Origin of the sequence: Amycolatopsis sp. FU40 (genome assembly GCF_021903635.1) — a bacterium.
GTDB classification, from domain to species: domain Bacteria; phylum Actinomycetota; class Actinomycetes; order Mycobacteriales; family Pseudonocardiaceae; genus Amycolatopsis; species Amycolatopsis dendrobii.
On the sequence record NZ_CP091381.1, the window covers coordinates 86,495 to 107,275 of the forward strand.

The following is a 20,781-nucleotide window of genomic DNA, read 5'->3' on the forward strand; positions in this document are numbered from 1 at the left end:
GGCCGAGGCGGAAACGGAAGCTCCGTCCGCGGGCGGCGGGAAGGCAAAGCGTCCACTGTGGACGATCATTCTCGCCCTCCTGCTCGGCGCGCTGGCGCTGTGGGGCGCGTCCCGGATGGTGTGGTTCGCCGAATTCCGCGACGAGGGCGTGCGCGGCACCGTCCTGTACACCGAACCCGGCGAACAGCGCGCCACCGCGCTCGTGCCGCTCGCGATCCTCGCGCTCGCGGGCGTCGCCGGAGCGGTCGCGACCGGCGGCTGGCTGCGCCGCGCGCTCGGGATCGTGCTGGTGCTCGCCGGCGCGGCGGGCGTCTGGAACGGCGTGGCCGGGATCAAGTTCGGCGGCTTCGCACCCGGGCTGCCGGGCACGGAAATCGTGCTCGGCCACCTGATCGCGGTGCTCGGCGGAATTCTTGTCGCGCTCGGCGGGTTGGCAGCGATCAAGTGGGCGGGAGCCGCGCGGAAGCTCGGGGCCCGTTACGCCGCACCGGGAGCCAAGGCGGCGCGGAAGGATCCGGACACCGAGCTGTGGGAGGCGTTGTCGGAGGGGGACGACCCGACCGATCCGCCGGATCCGCGGCGCTGAGCAACCCGGAACCGGCCGGTCATCGAGCGGGGGTTAGCATCGTTTCGGCGGGAAGGGGAAGGTTTTTGTGAGCGAGCTTGCGAGTGGACCCAGGAGTGCGGCAGCGGGTAGGGGCGTCCGATGAGCGTGCTCGAAGACATCGTCGCCGGCGTGCGCGAGGATCTCGCGCAGCGGGAATCCGCGCTGCCGTTCGACGAACTGAAGGCCAGGGCGGCCAAGGCCGTTCCGCCGCGTGACGTCATGGCCGCGCTGCGCGAATCCGGCATCGGCGTCATCGCCGAGGTGAAGCGGCGCAGCCCGTCGAAGGGCGAGCTGGCCACGATTCCCGACCCGGCCGCGCTGGCGCGGGACTACGAGGACGCCGGCGCGCGCGTGATCAGCGTGCTCACCGAGCAGCGCCGCTTCGGCGGTTCGCTCGCCGACCTCGACGCGGTGCGCGCCGCGGTCGACATTCCCGTGCTGCGCAAGGACTTCATCGTCAGCCCGTACCAGGTGCACGAGGCCCGGCTGCACGGCGCGGACATGGTCCTGCTGATCGTCGCCGCGCTGGAGCAGAACGCGCTCGCCGCGCTGCTCGACCGGGTCGAATCGCTCGGCATGACCGCGCTCGTGGAGATCCACAACGCCGAAGAAGCCGACCGCGCGCTCGAAGCGGGCGCGAAGGTCATCGGCGTCAACGCGCGCAACCTGCACACCCTCGAAGTGGACCGCGACGTGTTCTCCCGCCTCGCGCCCGGCCTGCCGATGGACGTGTTCAAGGTCGCCGAGTCCGGCGTCCGCGGCCCTGGCGACCTGATGTCGTACGCGGGCCACGGAGCGGACGCGGTGCTCGTCGGCGAGGGCCTGGTGGCGTCGGGCGACCCGAAGGGCGCGGTCGTCAAGCTCGTCACCGCCGGTTCGCACCCCGCCTGCCCGAGGCCCTCGCGGTGACCGAACGCGGCAAGCACGACCCGGACGAACGCGGCTACTACGGCCCGTACGGCGGCCGGTTCATGCCGGAAGCGCTGATCGGCGTGGTCGACGAGGTCGCGGCGGAGTACGAGAAGGCCCGCCACGACCCCGCGTTCACCGGCGAGCTGAACCGGCTGCTCACCGAGTACGCGGGCCGTCCGTCGCTGCTCACCGAGGCCAAGCGGTTCGGCGAGCAGGCCGGCGGTGCGCGGGTGTTCCTCAAGCGCGAGGACCTCAACCACACCGGTTCGCACAAGATCAACAACGTGCTGGGCCAGGCGCTGCTCACCGTGCGGATGGGCAAGAAGCGCGTCATCGCGGAGACCGGAGCGGGCCAGCACGGCGTCGCCACGGCCACCGCGTGCGCGCTGCTCGGCCTCGACTGCGTCGTGTACATGGGCGAGGTCGACACCGAGCGGCAGTCGCTGAACGTCGCGCGGATGAAGCTGCTCGGCGCCGAGGTCGTGCCGGTGAAAACCGGGTCGCGCACGCTCAAGGACGCGATCAACGAGGCGCTGCGCGACTGGGTCACCAACGCCGACACCACGCACTACCTCTTCGGCACCGCCGCCGGCCCGTCGCCGTTCCCGATGATGGTGCGCAACTTCCACCACGTCATCGGCGAGGAGGCGCGGGCGCAGATCCTGGAGAAGGCGGGCAGGCTGCCGGACGTCGTCGCGGCGTGCGTCGGCGGCGGGTCCAACGCCATCGGCATCTTCTCCGGCTTCTACGACGACCCGTCGGTGCGGCTGGTCGGCCTGGAGCCGGGCGGCGAGGGCATCGAGGGCACCCGGCACGGCGCGACGCTCACCAAGGGCAGCCCGGGCAACCTGCACGGCGCGATGTCGTACCTGCTGCAGGACGAGGACGGCCAGACGGTCGAATCGCATTCGATCTCCGCCGGGCTCGACTACCCGGGCGTCGGCCCGGAACACGCGTGGCTCAAGGACTCCGGCCGCGCCGAGTACCGCCCGGTCACCGACGCGGCCGCGATGGACGCCTTCCGGCTGCTGTCGCGCACCGAGGGCATCATCCCGGCGATCGAGTCGGCGCACGCGCTCGCCGGTGCCCTGGAACTGGGCCGCGAGCTGGGTCCGGACGGGCTGATCGTGGTCAACCTGTCGGGCCGGGGCGACAAGGACATGGACACCGCGGCCCAGTGGTTCGGGCTCGTGGACGGGGAGGGCAAGTGAGCGGGCTCGACGAGCTGTTCGCGGCGACGCGGGCGGAACACCGGGCCGCGCTGGTCGGCTACCTGCCCGCCGGATTCCCCTCCGTGGACGGCTCGAAAGACCTGCTGGCCGCGACGATCGACGGCGGAGCGGACCTGGTCGAGGTCGGCGTCCCGTACTCCGACCCGGTGATGGACGGCCCCACCATCCAGGCGGCCGCCGAGGCGGCGCTGGCCAGCGGATTCCGGCTCAAGCAGCTGTTCGAGGTCGTGGAATCGGTCTCCGCGCGCGGCGGTCGCGCGGTCGTGATGACGTACTGGAACCCGGTGCACCGCTACGGGGTCGACGCGTTCGCGCGCGACCTGGCGTCCGCCGGTGGCCTTGGCTTGATCACGCCGGACTTGATCCCGGACGAGGCCGACGAGTGGATGGCCGCGTCCGCCGAGCACGGTTTGGACCGGATCTTCCTGGTCGCGCCGTCGTCGTCGGAGGAGCGCCTGGCGAAGACCACGGCGGCCTCGTCGGGCTTCGTGTACGCGACCGCGGTGATGGGCGTGACCGGCGCCCGCGACGCGGTGGGTGTGCACGCGGAGGACCTGGTGCGGCGGACTCGCGAGCACACGGAGCTGCCGATCGGCGTGGGCCTCGGCGTCCGGTCGCGGGAGCAGGCCGCGCAGGTGGCCGGGTTCGCGGACGCGGTGATCGTCGGATCCGCGCTGGTCACCGCCGCGGCGGACGGTCCGGATGGCGTGCGGAAGCTGGCTTCGGAGCTGGCGCAGGGCGTGCGCGAGGCGGTCGCTCCGGCCTGACCTCGGGTCGAGGGGCCGGAAACTGTCGGTGGTCGTTCGTACTCTCTCGGTATGCCGACGACGACAGCAATCTGGGCGAAGCTCCCGGATTGGCAGAAGTACTCGCCTTGCCTAACGAACAGCTCCTCGGCAATCGGATCGAGGGAGTCGACGGAACCCTGGTGATGGGTCCGGCTCCGACTGCGCTCCACCAGCAGTGGCTGCAGCGATTGCAGCTCGCAGCGGTGCCAGCCTTGCCGAAGGGCACTGAGCTGCTCCCTGGCGTCGCTGTCCGCTGCGGCGAAAACCGGCTGCTGATCCCGGGCTTCGTGATCGTCACCTGCCCGGATGTGGCGACGACCTGGTACCCAGCGTCCGAGGTTCTGCTGGCCGCGGAGATCGAATCCCCGTCCGCCCGAGTGCAGGACCGGATTCTCAAGAAGGCCCGCTACGCCGAAGCCCTCATCCCGTACTACCTGCTCGTCGACCCGGAGCAGGAAGCCGCCACCGTGTACGCGCTTTCCGACGGCGACTACCTCCCGCACGCGAAGAGCGAAGGCGGCCTGCTCACCCTGGCCGAACCGTTCCCCGCGGAGCTGGATCTGCGCGCTTGAGCGGCCAGTTGTATGCATCGTGTACGCCGTCCGCGCACAGTGCGGCGCATGGCTTTCGACATCGGACAAGTTCCCCGGAGGACGTTCCTGCGCGGGGCGGCCGGCGTGAGCGCTGCCGCGGCGGCGGGGCTCCTGCTGCCCGGTCTCGCGGACGCCGCTGACGCGCCGCGCATCTACAGCTGTGCCGAGTGGGGTGCGCGCCCGCCTGCGGATCCGCTCACCACGCTCGACCATCCCGCCAATCGCGTGCTCATCCACCACATCGACTGTCCCAACAGCACCGACTACTCGCTCGAGCACGCGTTCCAGGTCGCGCGCAACGATCAGGCTGACCACATCGACAACAACGGCTGGTCCGACACCGGCCAGCATTTCACGGTCTCTCGCGGCGGCTATCGCCTCGAAGGCCGCCACGGCAGCCTGGACGCGTTGCGCAGCGGCAAGAAGATCGTCCGCGCGGCGCATTGCCCCGGCCAGAACGACAACGCGATCGGCATCGAGAACGAGGGCACCTACATGCAGGTCGCCCCGCCGAAGGCGCAGTTCGATTCGCTGGTGGTGTTCGTGGCGTACGTGTGCCGCCAGTACGGCATCCCGGTGAAGGAAATCAAGGGACACCGCGACTTCTACAACACGGACTGCCCGGGCGACAAGCTGTACGCGATGCTGCCCGAGTTGCAGTCCCGGGTGGCGGCCTTGCTTCGTTGAGCGGGTTCAGTGCAGGAAACGCATTGCCTGGCACAACTCCGCGGGCTTCAGCGATCCCAGCTCGGCCACCTCGGCGCGGCGCACGTCCGTCAACGTGGTGGCCAGCTGAGGCCCGAACGCCGTCCGCAGCACCTCGTCGGCCTCGAACGCGTCGACCGCGTCCGACAACGACTCCGGCAACCTGGCGACGCCAGCGGCTGCGGCGTCTGCGGGGGAGAGCGAGCCAGGATCCACGCTGACCGGCTCCGGCAGGCGCGCCTCGGCGGTCAAGCCTGCCAGTCCGGCGAAAAGCAGGCCGGCCACTACCAGATACGGGTTCGCGGTGAGGTCGAAGCACTTCACTTCCAGATTCGCCGCGGTGTCGCGCTGTCCGGCCGCACCGCGGATCAGGCGCAGCGGTGCTTCGCGGTTTTCCAGGCCCCACGCGGTAAACACGCCTGCCCAATGGTGCGGTTCCAGCCGCAGATAGCTGACCACCGACGGCGCGCCCACCGCCAGCAACGCGGGCAACCGGCGGAAAATCCCCGCACCGAAGGATTCCGCGGTCGAGGTCAGCCCCAAAGCTCCGGTCCCGCCCGCGCACAGATTCCGCTCGCCGTCCCAGAGGCTCAAGTGCACGTGCCCGCCGTTGCCGACGCCGCCGGGTTCGAACTTCGGCGTGAACGACGCGCGCAACCCGTGCGCAGCGGTCACCGTTCGCACCGTTTCCCTTGTCAGCACGGCTAAATCGGCTGCCCGCAAGGGGTCCGCCGCGGCGATCGACAGCTCGAACTGGCCCGCCGCGTACTCCGGGTGGATCTGCTCCACCTCTACCCCAGAACGTTCCAAAGTGGACACGAGAGCGCGCAGGTACTCGTGGTTCGCGCTCAACCGGGAGTATCCGTAGGCCGGGCCGGGCAGCGGGACTCCGTCCGCGTCGGTCGCGATCCACTCCAGTTCGAACGCCGTCCGCGCGGTCAGGCCGCGGTCGGCGAGCTGGTCCACGGCGGTCGCCGCGAGCGCGCGCGTGTCTTGCGGGTGCGGCTGTCCGTCCTGGTCGTAGCGCCACGCCGGGGCCCACGCCCAGCCGGGTTGTGCGGCGAGGACGGTGAGCGCGTCGAGGTCGGGGTGCAGTCGCAGGTCGCCGACTGGGCCGAGGGAATGCTCGCCGTTCGCGATGCTGTCGGTGCCGAGGAAGAAGTCGAACGAGTTGGACGCGCCGACGCCCCACGCCGCGACCGTCGCCAGCCTCGCCACCGGCACCGCTTTGACGCGCGAAATCCCGGAGTTGTCCACGAAACTCAGCGCGACGAGTTCGACGCCCGCCTGCTCCATCCGGCCCGCGGCGGCAGCGCCGAGTTCCGCGAGCCGGTCGCGGTCGAGTTTCGAGGGGGTGGACGACAAGGCGCGCTCCTTCGATGCCGGACGAGGTTCAGCCAGTCGGCGCTGGTTGTCCGCGCCGCCTCGGATGTTCACTGTGTACTCCGCGGGGAAAGGAGCGCATCCGTGTCCGGAGACCGTCCCGAATTGCGGCGCACCTTGTCAGTCTGGCAGGCCGTCGGGCTGTCCGTCGCGCTCATGGCACCCAGCATGGCCGCGAACATCAATCCACAGCAAACAGCCGCGGCCGCCGGACGCGCGGTGCCGCTGGCGTTCCTCCTTTCGGCGGCCGGAGTGCTGCTGGTCGCATACGGCTTCGTTCAGCTCTGCCGCCACTACCAGCACGCCGGCTCGGTCTACGCGTTCGTCGGCGCCACGCTCGGCCCGCGCGCGGGCGTGGTGTCCGGGATCGGCCTTCTCGGCACGTACACCTTCTACGCCGTGGTCACCAGTTCCGCCGCGGGCGTGCTCGGCACCGCGTTCCTCACACAGGTCGGGATCTGGCCGCATCCGCCGTCGTGGGGGCCGTTCGTGCTGACCGCGGTCGCGCTGATCGGCAGCTGGCTGCTCGCAGCCGCCCCGGCCCGCCGTGGCACCAGCACACTGCTCGCCGTCGAGGGCGCGACCATCGCGCTCATTCTGCTGGTCACCGTGGTCATCCTGGTCCGGCTGATCGCAGGCGACGCCCCGAGCGGCCGGTTCACGCTGCGGGTTTTCGTGCCGGACACCGGAATCTCCGGCATTTTCCTCGGCGCAGTGTTCGGTTTCCTATCGTTCGCCGGTTTCGAAGCCGCCGCGACGCTCGGCGAGGAAACCCGCGACCCGCGCCGCAACATCCCGCGCGCGATCCTCGGCACGGCCATCTTCGGCGGCGCCTACTTCGTCCTCGTGACCGCCGTCGAGATGATGGCCTTCGGCGGCGACGCCACCGCGTTCCACGATTCCCCCTCGCTGCTGGGCGACCTGGGCAGCCGCTTCGTCGGCCCGTGGGTCGGCGACGTCATCAGCGCGGGTGCCGCGATCAGCGCGTTCGGCTGCTGCCTGGCCTGCGTGGTCGGCGGCTCGCGCCTGCTGTTCGCCCTCGGCCGCGACGCCTTCGACGGCCGCGGCATCGGCCGGATCTCCGCCAAGGGCATCCCCGCCGTCGCGGTGACCGTGGTCGCACTCGCGGCGGCGCTGATCATCTTGGTGTGCGCGGTGTTCTTCGGCGCGACCGCGGACGACACCTTCTCTTGGGCCGGATCCATCGGAACCTTGCTCCTGCTGGTGATCTACCTGCTCACCACCGTCGGCGCGATCCTGTTGCTGTTCGTGCGGCGGCGGATGCGCGTGCCGTGGTGGCATTTGGTCTTCCCGATCGGCGCGCTGGTGCTGCTCGGCTACACCGTGTATGTCAACGTCGTGCCGTACCCGGCCGAGGGCCCGCCGCGATGGTTCCCGGTGGTGGCTGGCGGGGTGCTGGTGCTGGCTGTCGTCGTGGTGGCCTCGGCGCCCGGATTCGCCCGTAGGGTGGGGGAGAGGCTCGCTGAAGGAGACGCATGACCGATCTGCTGGATTTCGTCGCGGACCTGCCGTTGGTCGACCATCACTGCCACGGCGTGCGTACCGGCGGCGTCGACCGCGACGGGTTCGAGCGGATGCTTACCGAGGCGGACACCGTGTCGCCGCTGGGGACGTCGTTGTTCGATTCGCTCATCGGCCTCGCCGTGCGCGAACGCTGTGCGCCGATCCTCGATCTGCCGAAGCACGCCCCGGCCGACGACTATCTCGCTCGCCGCGCTGAGCTGGGGTCGAGAGAGGTCAACCGGCGGTTCCTGCGCGGCACCGGCAGCACGGATTACTTGCTGGACGGCGGTTTCCTCCCCGAATCCCTCACCGCCACGACGGACTTCGCCGAACTGGCCGACGCCCGCGCGCACGACATCGTCCGGCTGGAACAGGTCGCCGAGGACGTCATCCGCGGCACCAGCGCCGCCGGTTTCGCCGAGGACTTCGCTGCCGAACTCGACCGGCGCACCGGGAACGCGGTGGGCGTCAAGTCGATCGCGGCGTACCGGGTCGGGCTGGAGTTGTCCGGGGAACGTCCGGTTCCCGGCGAGGTCGAAGCCGCCGCTGGACGCTGGCTCGCCGGGATCGAAGCGGGCGAACCGGTCCGGCTGGCCGACGAGGTGCTGCACCGCCACCTGGTCTGGGCGGGCATCGACCGGCGGCTGCCCGTGCAGTTCCACGTCGGCTACGGAGACTCCGACGTCGACCTCCACCGCTGCGATCCCTTGCGGCTCACCGGTTTGCTGCGCGCGACCCGCGACGCGGGCGTCCCGATCCTGCTGCTGCACAACTATCCGTTCCACCGCAACGCCGCCTACCTCGCGCAGGTCTTCGAGCACGTCTTCGTCGACGTAGGCCTCGCAACGCACAATGCGGGCTTCCGCGCCCCCGCGATCCTGGCCGAGACGCTGGAACTGGCGCCGTTCGGGAAACTGCTGTTCTCCACGGACGCGTTCGGCCTGGCCGAGCTCTATCACCTGGGCACCGCGCTGTTCCGGCAAGGACTGTCCGACTTCCTGCGCACCGCTCTCGCCGCCGACGCACTGTCCGAAGCGGACGCGCTCCGGCTGGCCCGGCTGGCCGGACACGAGAACGCCGCACGGATTTATCGGCTGGAGCGGAAATGAACGACCTGGTCGAGGCATGGCGGGCCGCGCTGGCCGAGGAACTGCCCGCCGCGGTAGAACTCCGGCACCGGATCCACGCCGACCCGCGTGCGTCCGGCGACGAGGACGACACCGCCCGGATCGTGGCCGCCGCGCTCGGCGAGGGCGAGCGGGTCGCGAAGACCGGGCGGCTGATCGAGATCGCCGCGCCGCACCCGGGGCCGGCCGTAGCCCTGCGCGCCGAACTGGACGCGCTCCCGGTCATAGAGCGCACCGGCGTCGAATGGGCCGCGAAGACCGGTCTGATGCACGCCTGCGGCCACGACGTCCACCTCGCCGCGCTGACCGCGGTCTGCCGGGCGGCGCGGCGGGTCGAACTCCCGCGCCCGTTGTACGCGATCTTGCAGCCGCGCGAGGAAACGTCGCCGTCCGGGGCGCTGGATCTGGTTGAATCGGGCATTCTGGAAGAGCGCGGCATCGACACGGTGATCGGCGCGCACGTCCAGCCGCGGCTGCCCTACGGCGTCGTTTCGGCCGCTCCTGGGCCGGTGAACGCGTCGACTGACGAGTTCGAGGTCGTATTGCACGGCCAGGGCGGGCACGCGGGGTATCCGCATCTCCTGCGCGACCCGGTGCTGGCGCTCAGCCAGCTAGTGGTGAGCCTGCAGCAGATCGCGAGCCGCCGGATCGACCCGATGCACGGCGCGGTCTGCACGGTCGGCCGGTTGAACGCGGGCACGGCGGCGAACGTCGTGCCGAACACGGCGTCCGCGTTCGGTTCGCTGCGGCTGATGCGGGCGAGCGACCGCGACCGCGCGTTGGAGGCTCTCGACGACGTCGTGCACGCCACCGCCCGTGCCTACGGCTGCACGGCCGACCTCCGGATCAGCCCGTGCGAGCCCGTCCTGGTCAACGACCCGGCGCTGGCGGCTGCCGCGAGAACGTGGCTCGAACGCGGCGGCGCGGACGTCGACGTCGATTTCCGGTCTTTCGGCGCGGACGATTTCGCGCATTACTGCGGCGACGGCGTCCGCGGATTGATGCTTTTCGTCGGATTGGGCGAGACCGCGGGCTCGCCCAGCCTGCACGGCGAAACCTTCCTGCCCGAGGACGCCGCGGTCGGCCAGGTCGCGGACGCGCTGCTGGCCGGATACCTGGCCGCGGCCTCGGACCAGGAGTATCCGGAGACGGCCGTGACCGGGCTGTGACCGGGTCTTGACTAAGGGTTCCGCGGCACCGGGACCACGACCGGGGTCCGACGCGCTACGGTGGCCGCGTGTACTCCGCAGCATTCCTGGCCACGATCCCGAGCCCCGACCAAGGCGTCTGGCACCTGGGCCCGATCCCGATCCGGGCGTACGCGCTCTGCATCATCGCCGGCATCATCGTCGCGATCTGGTGGGGCGAGCGGCGCTGGGAGGCGCGGGGCGGCACCAAAGGCACAGTGCTCGACATCGCGGTGTTCGCGGTGCCGTTCGGCCTGGTCGGCGGCAGGCTCTACCACGTCGTCACCGACCCGGAGCTGTACTTCACCGAGGGCAAGAACCCCTGGAACGCCTTCGCCATCTGGGACGGCGGCCTCGGCATCTGGGGCGCGGTCGCGCTCGGCGCGGTCGGCGCGCTGATCGCCTGCCGCCGCCGGGGCATCCCGCTGCCCGCGATGGCCGACGCGATCGCGCCCGGCATCATCGTCGCGCAGGCGATCGGGCGGCTCGGCAACTACTTCAACCAGGAGCTGTACGGCGCGCACACCGACCTGCCCTGGGGCCTGGAGATCTACCAGCGCTTCAACCCGGAGACCGGGGCCCCGGACGCCCTCGGCGGCGTCGCGACCGGGCACATCCCGCTGCCGGAAAGCCCGGTGCACCCGACGTTCCTGTACGAGCTGATCTGGAACCTGCTCATCGCGCTGCTCGTGGTGTGGGCGGACCGCAAGTTCAAGCTCGGCCACGGCCGCGCGTTCGCGCTGTACGTCGCGGGCTACACCGTCGGGCGCTGCTGGATCGAGCTGATGCGCACCGACACCGCCAACCACATCCTCGGCCTGCGGGTCAACGTGTGGACCTCGATCCTGCTGTTCATCGGCGCGATGGCGTACTTCGTCGCCGCGGCCAAGCGCGGTCCGCGCGAGGCCCCGGAGACGTTGCGCAGCAAGGGAGACGAGCGGAACGCCGCCGTCGAGTCCACTTCGGACGATGCGGGGGAGAAGCCGGAACCGGACGAGAAGGCACCGGAGGACACTGTGGACGCGGGCTCCTCTCCGGGGGAGAACGGCAAGCCCGAGAAGTCCTGAGCACCGCAACGGAAACGAGGCCCTCGCCCGGATTGGGCGGGGGCCTCGTTTCGCGCGCGGGCCGGCTGAGGTCCGTGCGGGGAACCCTGAGGGGATCAGATTCCCGGAGGGTTCCCCGCACGGACTTCCGCGGGAGCGGAGCGGGGGTCAGCTGAGGAACGAGCCGCCGAAGTAGTCGTCGTCATCGCCGGAGTCCTGGCGCCGGGCACGGCGGCCCGGCGACGGCGGCGGCTGCGGCGCGGACCGCTTCGGCCGGTCGCCTCGGTCCGCGAGGGGATTGGCGAAATCGTCCTCCGGCGGCGGTTCCGGCGCGCGGTGCCGCGGCGGAGCGGGAGGAGCGGGCGGTTCCTCCTTGGGCGGCTCCGGAGCGGGAGCCGGGGGCGGCGGCGTCCGGTCGGCGAGCGGATTGTCGTTCGAGTACTCGGGCGGCTCCGGCGCGGGCGGGGCCGGGGGCTGCGGACGGCCGCTGCTCGCCAGCGGGTCCGCGGCGGAGAACCCGGCGGGCTTGTCCGGCGTGTCCGGATAGGTCGAACGTCCGGTGCCGGACAACGGGTTCCCGGCGCCGCCGGTGCGCGCCTCGAGGATTTCCTCGGGGCTCTGGCCCTCCTGCAGTTCCTCGAGGATGTCTTTGGCCTCGCTGAGCTTCTCGTCGGCGAGCGCGCGGACCTCGGGGTCGGCGAACGCCCGGCCGGCGGCGACGTCCTCCCAGGAGAATTCGCCCGCTTCGACCTTCCGCTTGACCAGCCGCAGCTGAGCGGGCGCGTCCGGACGCGAGGCGGCGCGCTTGATCGCCTCGATCCGTTCCGGGGTGTCGGTTTTGGGCAGCGGACGGAGCTTGATCTTCTCCAGGTCCTTCAGCAGCTGCTGGGACTTGCGGACCGTCCGGTCGAGCGCGGCCTCGGCCTCCCGCAGCTCGGGCGTCTTCCACGAATCGTCCGCGGTGACGGGCTGGGACATCTCGGCAGTTCCTCCTTAGTCGATGCGGCCGTGGATCCGGCCGCTCGCCGAGCGCCGGGGCGGATGGGACGGCGGGTGGTTCGCGGGCGGGTGGTTCGGCTGGGACGGCGGGTGGTTCGGTTGCTGCGGCGGCTGGTGGTTCTGCTGGTTCTGCGGGGGCTGGTGCTGCGGACCGTCCGGTTGGGACCGCTGGTTCTGCCCCCGCTCGCCGTCACCTTGCGAACGGTCGCCTTCGTCGCCGGAGCGGCGGTTGCCGTTCTCGCCGGAATTACTGTCGCCGGACGTGCGGTCGCCCTCGTCGTCCCCGCCTTCGCGCGAGCGCCGGTTTTCCGCGTGCGCCTCGCGCGACTCGTGGACGCCGTCCTTGCCCGCCTGCACGGCGTCCTTGGCGTCCTGGCCGATGCCCTTGGCGTTGTCCTTGATGTCGCCGACGTCGCCGCCGATGTTCTTCGCGATGTCGACGAGATCGCCGATGCTGCCGACGTCCTTGATCTTCTGCAGCTGCGACCCGATGTCCTTGATCGAGTTCCAGATGTCCTGGACCTTCGTGATGATGTCCTGGATCATCTCGATGATCGAGATCAGGGCGTTGATCAGCGGCAGCAGTTCGCTGAACGCGGTGATCGCGTCGGCGATCCAGCCCGCGATCGGGACGCACGCCTCCGCGGCCATCACCAGCAGCCGGTCGATCAGGCTCTTCAGCAGGTCGAGCGCCTTGGCCGCGAGCTTCTTCGACGTGTCCGACAGGAGGTCGAAGCCCTTGGCGATCAGCGACGCGATCCCGGCCTCGGCCGCGAGCCCGGCCCGCCATCCGGCCTGCACGTAGGCCTTGTGCTCCAAGGAAGCCATGCCGTGCCAGGAATCGCTGACGGTCTTCTCGTTGGCGACCATCACCTCGGAGAATGCCTTCATCGCCTCGGAGATGTTGCGCCATGCCTCGGCGTCGGCCGACATCTTCGAGAAATCGCCGGTGAGCGGTTCGATGAACTGCTGGGTGAGCGTGGTGCCGGTGAACTTCTGGTACACCCACTCGACGGCCATCACCTCGACGCCGGCGTCCTTCACCAGCGCCTGGACGTCCTCGCCGGAGGTGTCTTCCGGCGGCTGCAGCAATTCGACGATCGAATCGCCGCGGTCGAAGTCGCCGGTGCCGCCGGGGACTCCGCCGGGCTCGCCGCCCGAACCCCCGGTGCCGCCCTCGCCGCCGTTGCCGCCGCCTTCGCCGCCTTCGCTGCCGGAACCGCCCTCGTCGCCGCCGGTGCCGCCTTCGCCGCCCCCGTCGCCGCCTTCGCTGCCGGAGCCGCCTTCGTCGCCGCCCCGGCCGCCGCCTTCGTCGCCGCCCTCGTTGCCGCGGTCACGGCCCCGGCCGTCGCCGCCTTCTTCGCCGCCGTCACGGCCATCCCGGCCGTCGCCGCCGTCCTGACCGTCTCGGCCATCCCGGCCATCCCGGCCATCCCGGCCATCCCGGCCGTCGCGACCATCCCGGCCGTCTCGACCGTCTCGGCCATCCCGGCCGTTGCCGTTGTCGTCACCGGAGTTTCCGCCGGTGCCGCTCGGATGCGTCCGGTCGTCCCCGCCGGACGGACGGCGTCCGTCCGGGCCGGTGCCGGGGTGCTGATCGCCGCCCGGATGACGGGGCTGCTGGCCGCCCGGAGGCGGCTGGTTGCCGGGATGCGGCTGGTTGCCGGGATGCGGCTGATTCCCGGGGTGCGGCTGGTTGCCGCCGGAATGGGACGGCGGATGCGTCGTCCCCGTTCCCCCGGAGTGGTGGCCGCCGCCGTGGCTGCCGCCATGGCCTCCGCCGTGCCGTGCCATGTCTGTTCCCCCTCGTCAGAGCCGTGTGGTGCGGATGCGCATCAGGCCGCGCCGCGGCCGGAGTCGATGCCGTCGAACTGGTCGATGAACTGCTGGAGCAACTGCGCGGAATTGGCGTCGTGGTGCGCGTAGGCCTGCGCCGCCTGCTTGACCCCGTCCGAAAGCGAGGTCAGCCGCGAGTGGCCGAAGTCGAGCGTTCCGCCGTAGAGGTTCGCGACCAGCTGCACCACCGGCTGCAGCACCACGAACAGGCCGGTGAACCCGGACGTGTCGCACGCGGTGGAGCGCATGTAGTCGTTGATCTTGCTGATCTTCTCGTGGAGGCTGTCGAGCACCTCGGCGTACTGGTTCATCGTCTCGACGTCGACTTCTATGCCGGACATGAAAGAAACCGCCCTCCCCGTGAGCTGTTGGTTGCCGAACACTATGGCAACCGACGATCACCGAGTGTGGGCGGTTCCCAGAAATTTGTGCGATTACCTGGGAGGATCGGGCGAAGGGGACGAAGCGGGCGCATCGACTTCGTCACGTGCCGGGTGCGCGCGGCGGCTCCGGGGCTTATGCTTCGCAGACCGAAGCATCTCAGAACCCATCCGGAACTATGTCGTTCCGCGCTGCCGGATCGTTACCGTTCTTCCCCGTTCGGGGAGCTCCGAGGCGCTGCTGGGGTGTTTCCCAGGTGTTAAAGTCGCGCTAACAAGCGGGCCATCGTCGTCCCGTGCGCTCCCCGCGGCCGGTTCGCCGGCCACCGCACGAAACGACGAAGGAGGTCCCTTTTCCATGATCTTCTCCGCCATCCCCGGCAAGCAGGGTCTGTACGACCCGGACACCGAGCAGGATTCCTGCGGCGTCGCCATGGTCGCCGACGTCCAGGGCCGCCGCACGCACGGCATCGTCACCGACGGTCTCGCCGCGCTCACGAATCTCGACCACCGCGGAGCCGCGGGAGCCGAGCCGACGAGCGGCGACGGCGCCGGGATCCTGCTTCAGCTGCCCGACGAGCTGCTGCGCGCCGAGGCGGGTTTCCCGTTGCCCGCGGGCGGCTCGTATGCCGCCGGGATCGCGTTCCTGCCCGCCGACGACGAGCAGCGCCGCAAGGCGATCGGGCTCACCGAGCGGATCGCGGCCGAAGAAGGGCTCGCCGTCCTTGGCTGGCGCGAGGTTCCGGTGGACACCGACGGCGCGGACATCGGCCCCACCGCGCGTTCGGTGATGCCGCATTTCGCGATGCTGTTCGTGTCGTCCCCGCACGGCGAAACCGGCCTCGAACTGGACCGGCTGGCTTTCTGCCTGCGCAAGCGCGTCGAGCACGAGAGCCTCGCGTCCGGCTGCGGCACGTACTTCCCGTCGCTGTCCGCGCGCACGATCGTCTACAAAGGCATGCTCACGCCCGAGCAGCTGCCCCGGTTCTTCCCCGATCTCCGCGATTCCCGGCTCACCAGCGCGATCGCGCTCGTGCACTCCCGGTTCTCCACCAACACTTTCCCGTCGTGGCCGCTCGCGCACCCGTTCCGGTTCGTGGCGCACAACGGCGAGATCAACACGATCCGCGGCAACCGCAACCGCATGCGCGCCCGCGAGGCGCTGCTCGAATCCGATCTGCTCCCCGGCGATCTTTCGCGGCTGTACCCGATCTGCTCGGCCGACGCGTCGGACTCGGCGTCCTTCGACGAGGTGCTGGAGCTGCTCCACCTCGCGGGCCGCTCGCTGCCGCACGCGGTGCTGATGATGATCCCGGAGGCGTGGGAGAACCACGCTTCGATGGATCCGGAACGGCGCGCTTTCTACCAGTTCCACGCCAGCCTGATGGAGCCGTGGGACGGTCCGGCGTGCGTCACCTTCACCGACGGCACGCTCGTCGGCGCGGTGCTCGACCGCAACGGACTGCGCCCGGCGCGCTGGTGGCGCACCGCCGACGACCGCGTCGTGCTGGCCAGCGAGGCCGGAGTCCTTGACGTGGCACCGGAAAACGTCGTCGCGAAGGGACGGCTGCAGCCCGGCCGGATGTTCCTCGTGGACACCGCCGCGGGCCGGATCGTGGACGACGAAGAGGTCAAGTCCGCGCTGGCGCGCAAGCAGCAGTACAGCGACTGGCTGCACGCCGGCCTGCTGAAGATCGCCGAGCTGCCCGACCGCGACCACGTGGTGCAGAGCCACGATTCGGTGCTGCGCCGCCAGCTCGCTTTCGGTTACACCGAAGAAGAACTGAAGATCCTGCTCGCGCCGATGGCCGCCAACGGGGCCGAGCCGATCGGATCGATGGGATCGGACACCCCGGTCGCGGTGCTCTCCAAGCGGTCCCGGCTGCTCTACGACTATTTCAAGCAGAACTTCGCGCAGGTGACCAACCCGCCGCTGGACGCGATCCGCGAAGAGCTGGTCACGTCGATGAGCCGGATCATGGGGCCGGAGCGCAATCTGCTCGCGCCCGGGCCCGCCTCCTGCCGGCACCTGAACCTGCCGTACCCGGTGATCGACAACGACGAGCTGGCCAAGCTCATCCACATCAACGACGACGGCGACCTGCCCGGTTTCGCCTGCAGCGTCCTTTCCGGACTGTACGAAGCGGACGGCGGCGCGGACGCGCTCGCGGCGGCGATCGAGCGGGTGCGGCGCGACGCGTCCGAGGCGATCGCGGCGGGTGCGCGCACACTCGTGCTGTCCGACCGCGATTCCGACCACCGGATGGCGCCGATCCCGTCGCTGCTGCTGGTTTCCGCGGTGCACCACCATCTCGTGCGCACCAAGGAACGGCTGCGCGTCGCGCTTGTCGTGGAGACCGGCGACGCCCGCGAGGTGCACCACATCGCGCTGCTGCTGGGCTACGGCGCGGCGGCGGTGAACCCGTACCTCGCCTTCGAAACCATCGAAGACATGATCAGCCAGGGCGCGATCACCGGCATCGAGCCGGCGAAGGCGGTCCGCAGCTACGTGCAGGCGCTCGTCAAGGGCGTCCTGAAGATCATGTCCAAAATGGGCATTTCGACGGTCGGCGCGTACACCGCGGCGCAGGTGTTCGAATCCCTTGGCCTGAGCCAGGAACTGCTCGACGAGTACTTCACCGGAACGTCGTCGAAGCTCGGCGGCGTCGGGCTGGACGTGCTCGCCGAAGAGGTCGCGGTGCGGCACCGCCGGGCGTACCCGGACAACCCGACCGACCGGGTCCACCGCGGACTCGAGACCGGCGGCGAGTACGCGTACCGCCGCGAGGGCGAACTGCACCTGTTCACGCCGGAGACGGTGTTCCTGCTGCAGCACGCGTCGAAGACCGGGCGCGACGAGGTGTACCGCAAGTACACCGAAGAGGTGCACCGGCTCTACCGCGAGGGCGGCACGCTGCGCGGGCTGTTCAAGTTCCGCGACGGCGCGCGCGAGCCGATCCCGCTGGACGAGGTCGAGCCCGCGTCGGCGATCCTGCGCCGGTTCAACACCGGGGCGATGTCGTACGGCTCGATTTCGGCCGAGGCACACGAAACCCTCGCCATCGCGATGAACCGCATCGGCGGCCGGTCGAACACCGGCGAGGGCGGCGAGGACCCGGAGCGGCTGTACGACCCGCAGCGGCGCAGTGCGATCAAGCAGGTCGCGTCAGGCCGGTTCGGCGTCACGAGCGAGTACCTCGTCAACGCCGACGACATCCAGATCAAGATGGCGCAGGGCGCGAAGCCGGGCGAAGGCGGGCAGCTGCCGCCGAACAAGGTGTACCCGTGGATCGCCCGCACGCGGCATTCGACGCCGGGCGTCGGGCTGATTTCCCCGCCGCCGCACCACGACATTTACTCCATTGAGGACCTGGCGCAGCTGATCCACGACCTCAAGAACGCCAACGAGCAGGCCCGCATCCACGTGAAGCTGGTGTCCTCGCTGGGGGTCGGCACGGTCGCGGCGGGCGTGTCGAAGGCGCACGCGGACGTCGTGCTGATCTCCGGGCACGACGGCGGAACCGGCGCGTCGCCGATGAACTCGCTCAAGCACGCGGGCACGCCGTGGGAGATCGGGCTCGCCGAAACGCAGCAGACGTTGCTGCTCAACGGTTTGCGCGACCGGATCACGGTGCAGGTGGACGGTGCGATGAAGACCGGCCGCGACGTCGTGATCGCCGCGCTGCTCGGCGCCGAGGAGTACGGCTTCGCGACCGCGCCGCTCGTCGTGGCGGGCTGCATCATGATGCGCGTGTGTCACCTCGACACGTGTCCGGTCGGCGTCGCCACGCAGAGCCCGGAGCTGCGCAAGCGCTACACCGGGCAGGCCGACCACGTGGTGCGGTACTTCGAGTTCGTCGCCGAGGAAGTGCGGGAAACCCTGGCACAGCTGGGATTCCGGACTCTCGACGAGGCGATCGGGCACGCCGAGATGCTCGACACCGACGAGGCCGTGCAGCACTGGAAGGCCTCCGGGCTCGACCTCGGCCCGGTCTTCGAGATGCCCGCGGAGACGCCGTACGGCGGCGCGAAGCGGCGCGTGCGCGAGCAGGACCACGGCCTGGCGCACGCTCTGGACCGCACGCTCATCCAGCTCGCCGAGGCGGCGCTGGAGGACGCGCATCCGGTGCGCCTGGAACTGCCGGTGCGCAACGTGAACCGCACTGTCGGCACGCTGCTGGGCTCGGAGATCACCCGCCGCTACGGCGGCGAGGGCCTGCCGGACGGCACGATCCACGTGCTGCTCACCGGTTCGGCCGGGCAGTCGCTCGGCGCGTTCCTGCCGCGCGGCATCACGCTGGAAATGGTCGGCGACGCGAACGACTACGTCGGCAAGGGCCTGTCCGGCGGCCGGATCGTGGTCCGCCCGCATCCGGACGCGAGCTTCGCCGCGGAACAGCAGACGATCGCGGGCAACACGCTGGCCTACGGCGCGACTTCCGGCGAGCTGTTCCTGCGCGGCCAGGTCGGCGAGCGGTTCTGCGTCCGCAACTCCGGCGCGACGGTCGTGGCCGAGGGCGTGGGCGACCACGCGTTCGAGTACATGACCGGCGGCCGCGCGGTGGTGCTCGGCCCGACCGGGCGGAACCTGGCGGCCGGGATGTCCGGCGGCAGCGCGTACGTGCTCGACCTCGACCGCGCGAAGGTCAACCAGGACATGGTGGACCTGCTTCCGCCGGACCCGGAGGACCTGGCCTGGCTCAAGCAGATCGTGCAGCAGCACCACGACCTCACCCGCTCGGCCGTGGCCGCGTCGCTCCTGGGCGACTGGACCCGGCGCTCGGCGGCGTTCACCAAGGTGATGCCGCGCGACTACCAGCGGGTCCTCGATGCGGCGAAGGCGGCGCGTGCAGCCGGCCGAGACGTCGACGAAGCGATCATGGAGGCGGCTCGTGGCTGACCCCACCGGTTTTCTCAAGCACGAACGGCAAGAACCGAAGAAGAAGTCCTACGAGGAACGGCTTTCCTCGTGGGGCGAGGTCTACGCCGACGTTCCGGCGGACGAGCGCAACGAGCAGGTGCGCACGCAGGCGTCGCGGTGCATGGACTGCGGCATCCCGTTCTGCCACTCCGGCGGTTCCGGCTGTCCGCTGGGCAATCTGATCCCGGAATGGAACGACCTCGTCCGCCGCGGCGACTGGGCGGCGGCCAGCGATCGCTTGCACGCCACCAACAATTTCCCGGAATTCACCGGGAAGCTGTGCCCCGCGCCGTGCGAGGCGGGCTGCGTGCTGTCGATCTCGCCGCTGTCCGGCGGGCCGGTGGCGATCAAGCGCGTCGAGGAGACGATCGCGGCGCAGTCGTGGGAAGCCGGATACGTGCAGCCGCAGCCTGCCGAGGTGTCCTCGGGCCGCAAGGTGGCCGTCGTCGGCTCCGGTCCGGCCGGGCTCGCCGCGGCGCAGCAGCTGACCCGCGCGGGCCACGAGGTCACCGTCTTCGAACGGGACGACCGGCTCGGCGGCCTGCTGCGGTACGGCATTCCCGAGTTCAAGATGGAGAAGAAGGTCCTCGACCGGCGGCTCGCGCAACTGCGCAAGGAGGGCACGAAGTTCGTCACCGGCTGCGAGGTCGGCGTCGACCTGTCGGTGGAAGACCTGCGCGCGCAGTACGACGCGGTCGTGCTCGCCGTGGGCGCGCTGCGCGGCCGGGACGACCGCACCACGCCGGGCCGATCGCTGCAGGGCATCCACCTGGCGATGGAACACCTGGTGCCCGCCAACAAGTTCGTGGAGGGCGACGGCCCGTCCCCGGTCGACGCGAACGGCAAGCACGTCGTGATCATCGGCGGCGGCGACACCGGCGCGGACTCCTACGGCACCGCGACTCGCCAAGGCGCGCTGTCGGTCACCCAGCTCGACCAGTACCCCACGCCGCCGGAAGTCCGCGACGACGAGCGCTCGCCGTGGCCGACCTGGCCGTACATCCTGCGCACCTACCCGGCGCACGAGGAGGCGGGCGAGCGGAAGTTCGCGGTGGCGGTCAAGCGGTTCGTCGACGACGGCGACGGGCACGTCAAGGCCGTGGAACTGCAGGAAGTCCGCGTGCAGAAGGACCCGGAAACCGGCCGCCGCGAGGTCATCCCGGTCAACGAGAAGGTCGAAACGCTGCCCGCGGACCTGGTCCTGCTGGCGATCGGCTTCGAAGGCGTCGAGGAAATGCCGCTGCTGGAAGGCCTCGACCTGACCCTGACCCGCCGCGGCACCCTGTCGTGCGGTGCGGACTGGCAGACGGAAACCCCCGGGGTCTTCGTCTGCGGCGACGCCCACCGCGGCGCGTCGCTGGTCGTGTGGGCCATCGCGGAGGGCCGCTCGGTGGCGGCCGCGGTGGACACGTTCCTGACCGGTGCCTCGGACCTTCCGGCTCCCGTGCACCCGACCGCGTTGCCGCTCGCGGTGGTGTGATTCCCCCTGGCTCGGGCCCCGGCGCAACGGCGCGCCGGGGCCCGTTTCTTTAAGCTGGGTT

At 70.6% G+C, this 20,781-nt stretch carries 16 protein-coding genes; 12 read left to right on the plus strand and 4 right to left on the minus strand.

Annotated elements, in window-relative coordinates; all coding sequences use genetic code 11:
• The first annotated feature begins 115 nt into the window (after positions 1 to 115).
• From L3Q65_RS01675 to L3Q65_RS01700, 6 genes are all read left to right on the plus strand, one after another.
• Positions 116 to 586 carry a Trp biosynthesis-associated membrane protein gene (locus L3Q65_RS01675; RefSeq protein ID WP_237601024.1) on the plus strand — a complete coding sequence of 157 codons (471 nt, stop codon included), beginning with the start codon at positions 116 to 118 and terminating at the stop codon, positions 584 to 586.
• 120 nt (positions 587 to 706) lie between these two features.
• Positions 707 to 1,516, plus strand: a complete 810-nt coding sequence (trpC, locus tag L3Q65_RS01680) for an indole-3-glycerol phosphate synthase TrpC (protein WP_009074973.1) — start codon at positions 707 to 709, stop codon at positions 1,514 to 1,516.
• Entirely contained in the window at positions 1,513 to 2,730 is a 1,218-nt protein-coding gene (trpB, locus tag L3Q65_RS01685) for a tryptophan synthase subunit beta (RefSeq protein ID WP_370648166.1), read from the plus strand. The genes trpC and trpB overlap by 4 nt, the downstream gene beginning before the upstream one ends.
• On the plus strand, positions 2,727 to 3,518 hold the full coding sequence (gene trpA, locus L3Q65_RS01690) for a tryptophan synthase subunit alpha (protein ID WP_182890881.1): 792 nt from the start codon (positions 2,727 to 2,729) through the stop codon (positions 3,516 to 3,518). Before trpB ends, trpA begins: the two co-directional genes overlap by 4 nt.
• A gap of 107 nt (positions 3,519 to 3,625) precedes the next feature.
• Positions 3,626 to 4,111, plus strand: a complete 486-nt coding sequence (locus L3Q65_RS01695; protein WP_237598639.1) for a Uma2 family endonuclease — start codon at positions 3,626 to 3,628, stop codon at positions 4,109 to 4,111.
• 48 nt (positions 4,112 to 4,159) lie between these two features.
• Positions 4,160 to 4,819, plus strand: a complete 660-nt coding sequence (locus L3Q65_RS01700) for a peptidoglycan recognition family protein (RefSeq protein WP_182890880.1) — start codon at positions 4,160 to 4,162, stop codon at positions 4,817 to 4,819.
• A gap of 6 nt (positions 4,820 to 4,825) precedes the next feature.
• Here the strand turns inward: L3Q65_RS01700 and L3Q65_RS01705 are convergent, their stop codons facing one another.
• Positions 4,826 to 6,133: a glutamine synthetase family protein gene (locus L3Q65_RS01705; RefSeq protein WP_237601025.1), complete on the minus strand. Its 1,308-nt coding sequence runs from the start codon at positions 6,131 to 6,133 to the stop codon at positions 4,826 to 4,828.
• A gap of 171 nt (positions 6,134 to 6,304) precedes the next feature.
• On the opposite strand from L3Q65_RS01705, the gene L3Q65_RS01710 reads away from it, so the two are divergent.
• The 4 genes from L3Q65_RS01710 (at position 6,305) to lgt (ending at position 11,125) form a co-directional block, all read left to right on the plus strand.
• Positions 6,305 to 7,720, plus strand: a complete 1,416-nt coding sequence (locus L3Q65_RS01710) for an APC family permease (protein WP_237598640.1) — start codon at positions 6,305 to 6,307, stop codon at positions 7,718 to 7,720.
• Complete coding sequence (locus tag L3Q65_RS01715) at positions 7,717 to 8,853, plus strand: amidohydrolase family protein (protein WP_182890878.1); 1,137 nt, start codon at positions 7,717 to 7,719, stop codon at positions 8,851 to 8,853. Before L3Q65_RS01710 ends, L3Q65_RS01715 begins: the two co-directional genes overlap by 4 nt.
• Positions 8,850 to 10,040 (plus strand): M20 family metallopeptidase, encoded by a 1,191-nt coding sequence (locus tag L3Q65_RS01720; protein ID WP_237598641.1) that lies wholly within the window; start codon positions 8,850 to 8,852, stop codon positions 10,038 to 10,040. Before L3Q65_RS01715 ends, L3Q65_RS01720 begins: the two co-directional genes overlap by 4 nt.
• Before the next feature lie 68 nt (positions 10,041 to 10,108).
• Positions 10,109 to 11,125, plus strand: a complete 1,017-nt coding sequence (lgt, locus tag L3Q65_RS01725) for a prolipoprotein diacylglyceryl transferase (protein ID WP_182890876.1) — start codon at positions 10,109 to 10,111, stop codon at positions 11,123 to 11,125.
• Between the two features lie 147 nt (positions 11,126 to 11,272).
• Here lgt and L3Q65_RS01730 read toward each other — a convergent pair whose 3' ends face one another.
• Genes L3Q65_RS01730 through L3Q65_RS01740 form a run of 3 tightly spaced genes read right to left on the minus strand, consistent with a single transcriptional unit; the run spans position 11,273 to position 14,280 of the window.
• Complete coding sequence (locus tag L3Q65_RS01730; protein ID WP_182890875.1) at positions 11,273 to 12,082, minus strand: hypothetical protein; 810 nt, start codon at positions 12,080 to 12,082, stop codon at positions 11,273 to 11,275.
• 15 nt (positions 12,083 to 12,097) lie between these two features.
• Positions 12,098 to 13,897, minus strand: coding sequence for a hypothetical protein (locus L3Q65_RS01735; protein WP_237598642.1), 1,800 nt, complete (start codon positions 13,895 to 13,897; stop codon positions 12,098 to 12,100).
• 41 nt (positions 13,898 to 13,938) lie between these two features.
• On the minus strand, positions 13,939 to 14,280 hold the full coding sequence (locus tag L3Q65_RS01740; protein ID WP_037809678.1) for a hypothetical protein: 342 nt from the start codon (positions 14,278 to 14,280) through the stop codon (positions 13,939 to 13,941).
• A gap of 397 nt (positions 14,281 to 14,677) precedes the next feature.
• Here L3Q65_RS01740 and gltB point away from each other — a divergent pair, with 397 nt between their 5' ends.
• Entirely contained in the window at positions 14,678 to 19,219 is a 4,542-nt protein-coding gene (gene gltB, locus L3Q65_RS01745; RefSeq protein ID WP_237598643.1) for a glutamate synthase large subunit, read from the plus strand.
• Positions 19,212 to 20,720: a glutamate synthase subunit beta gene (locus tag L3Q65_RS01750; protein WP_237598644.1), complete on the plus strand. Its 1,509-nt coding sequence runs from the start codon at positions 19,212 to 19,214 to the stop codon at positions 20,718 to 20,720. The genes gltB and L3Q65_RS01750 overlap by 8 nt, the downstream gene beginning before the upstream one ends.
• Positions 20,721 to 20,781: the final 61 nt, after the last annotated feature.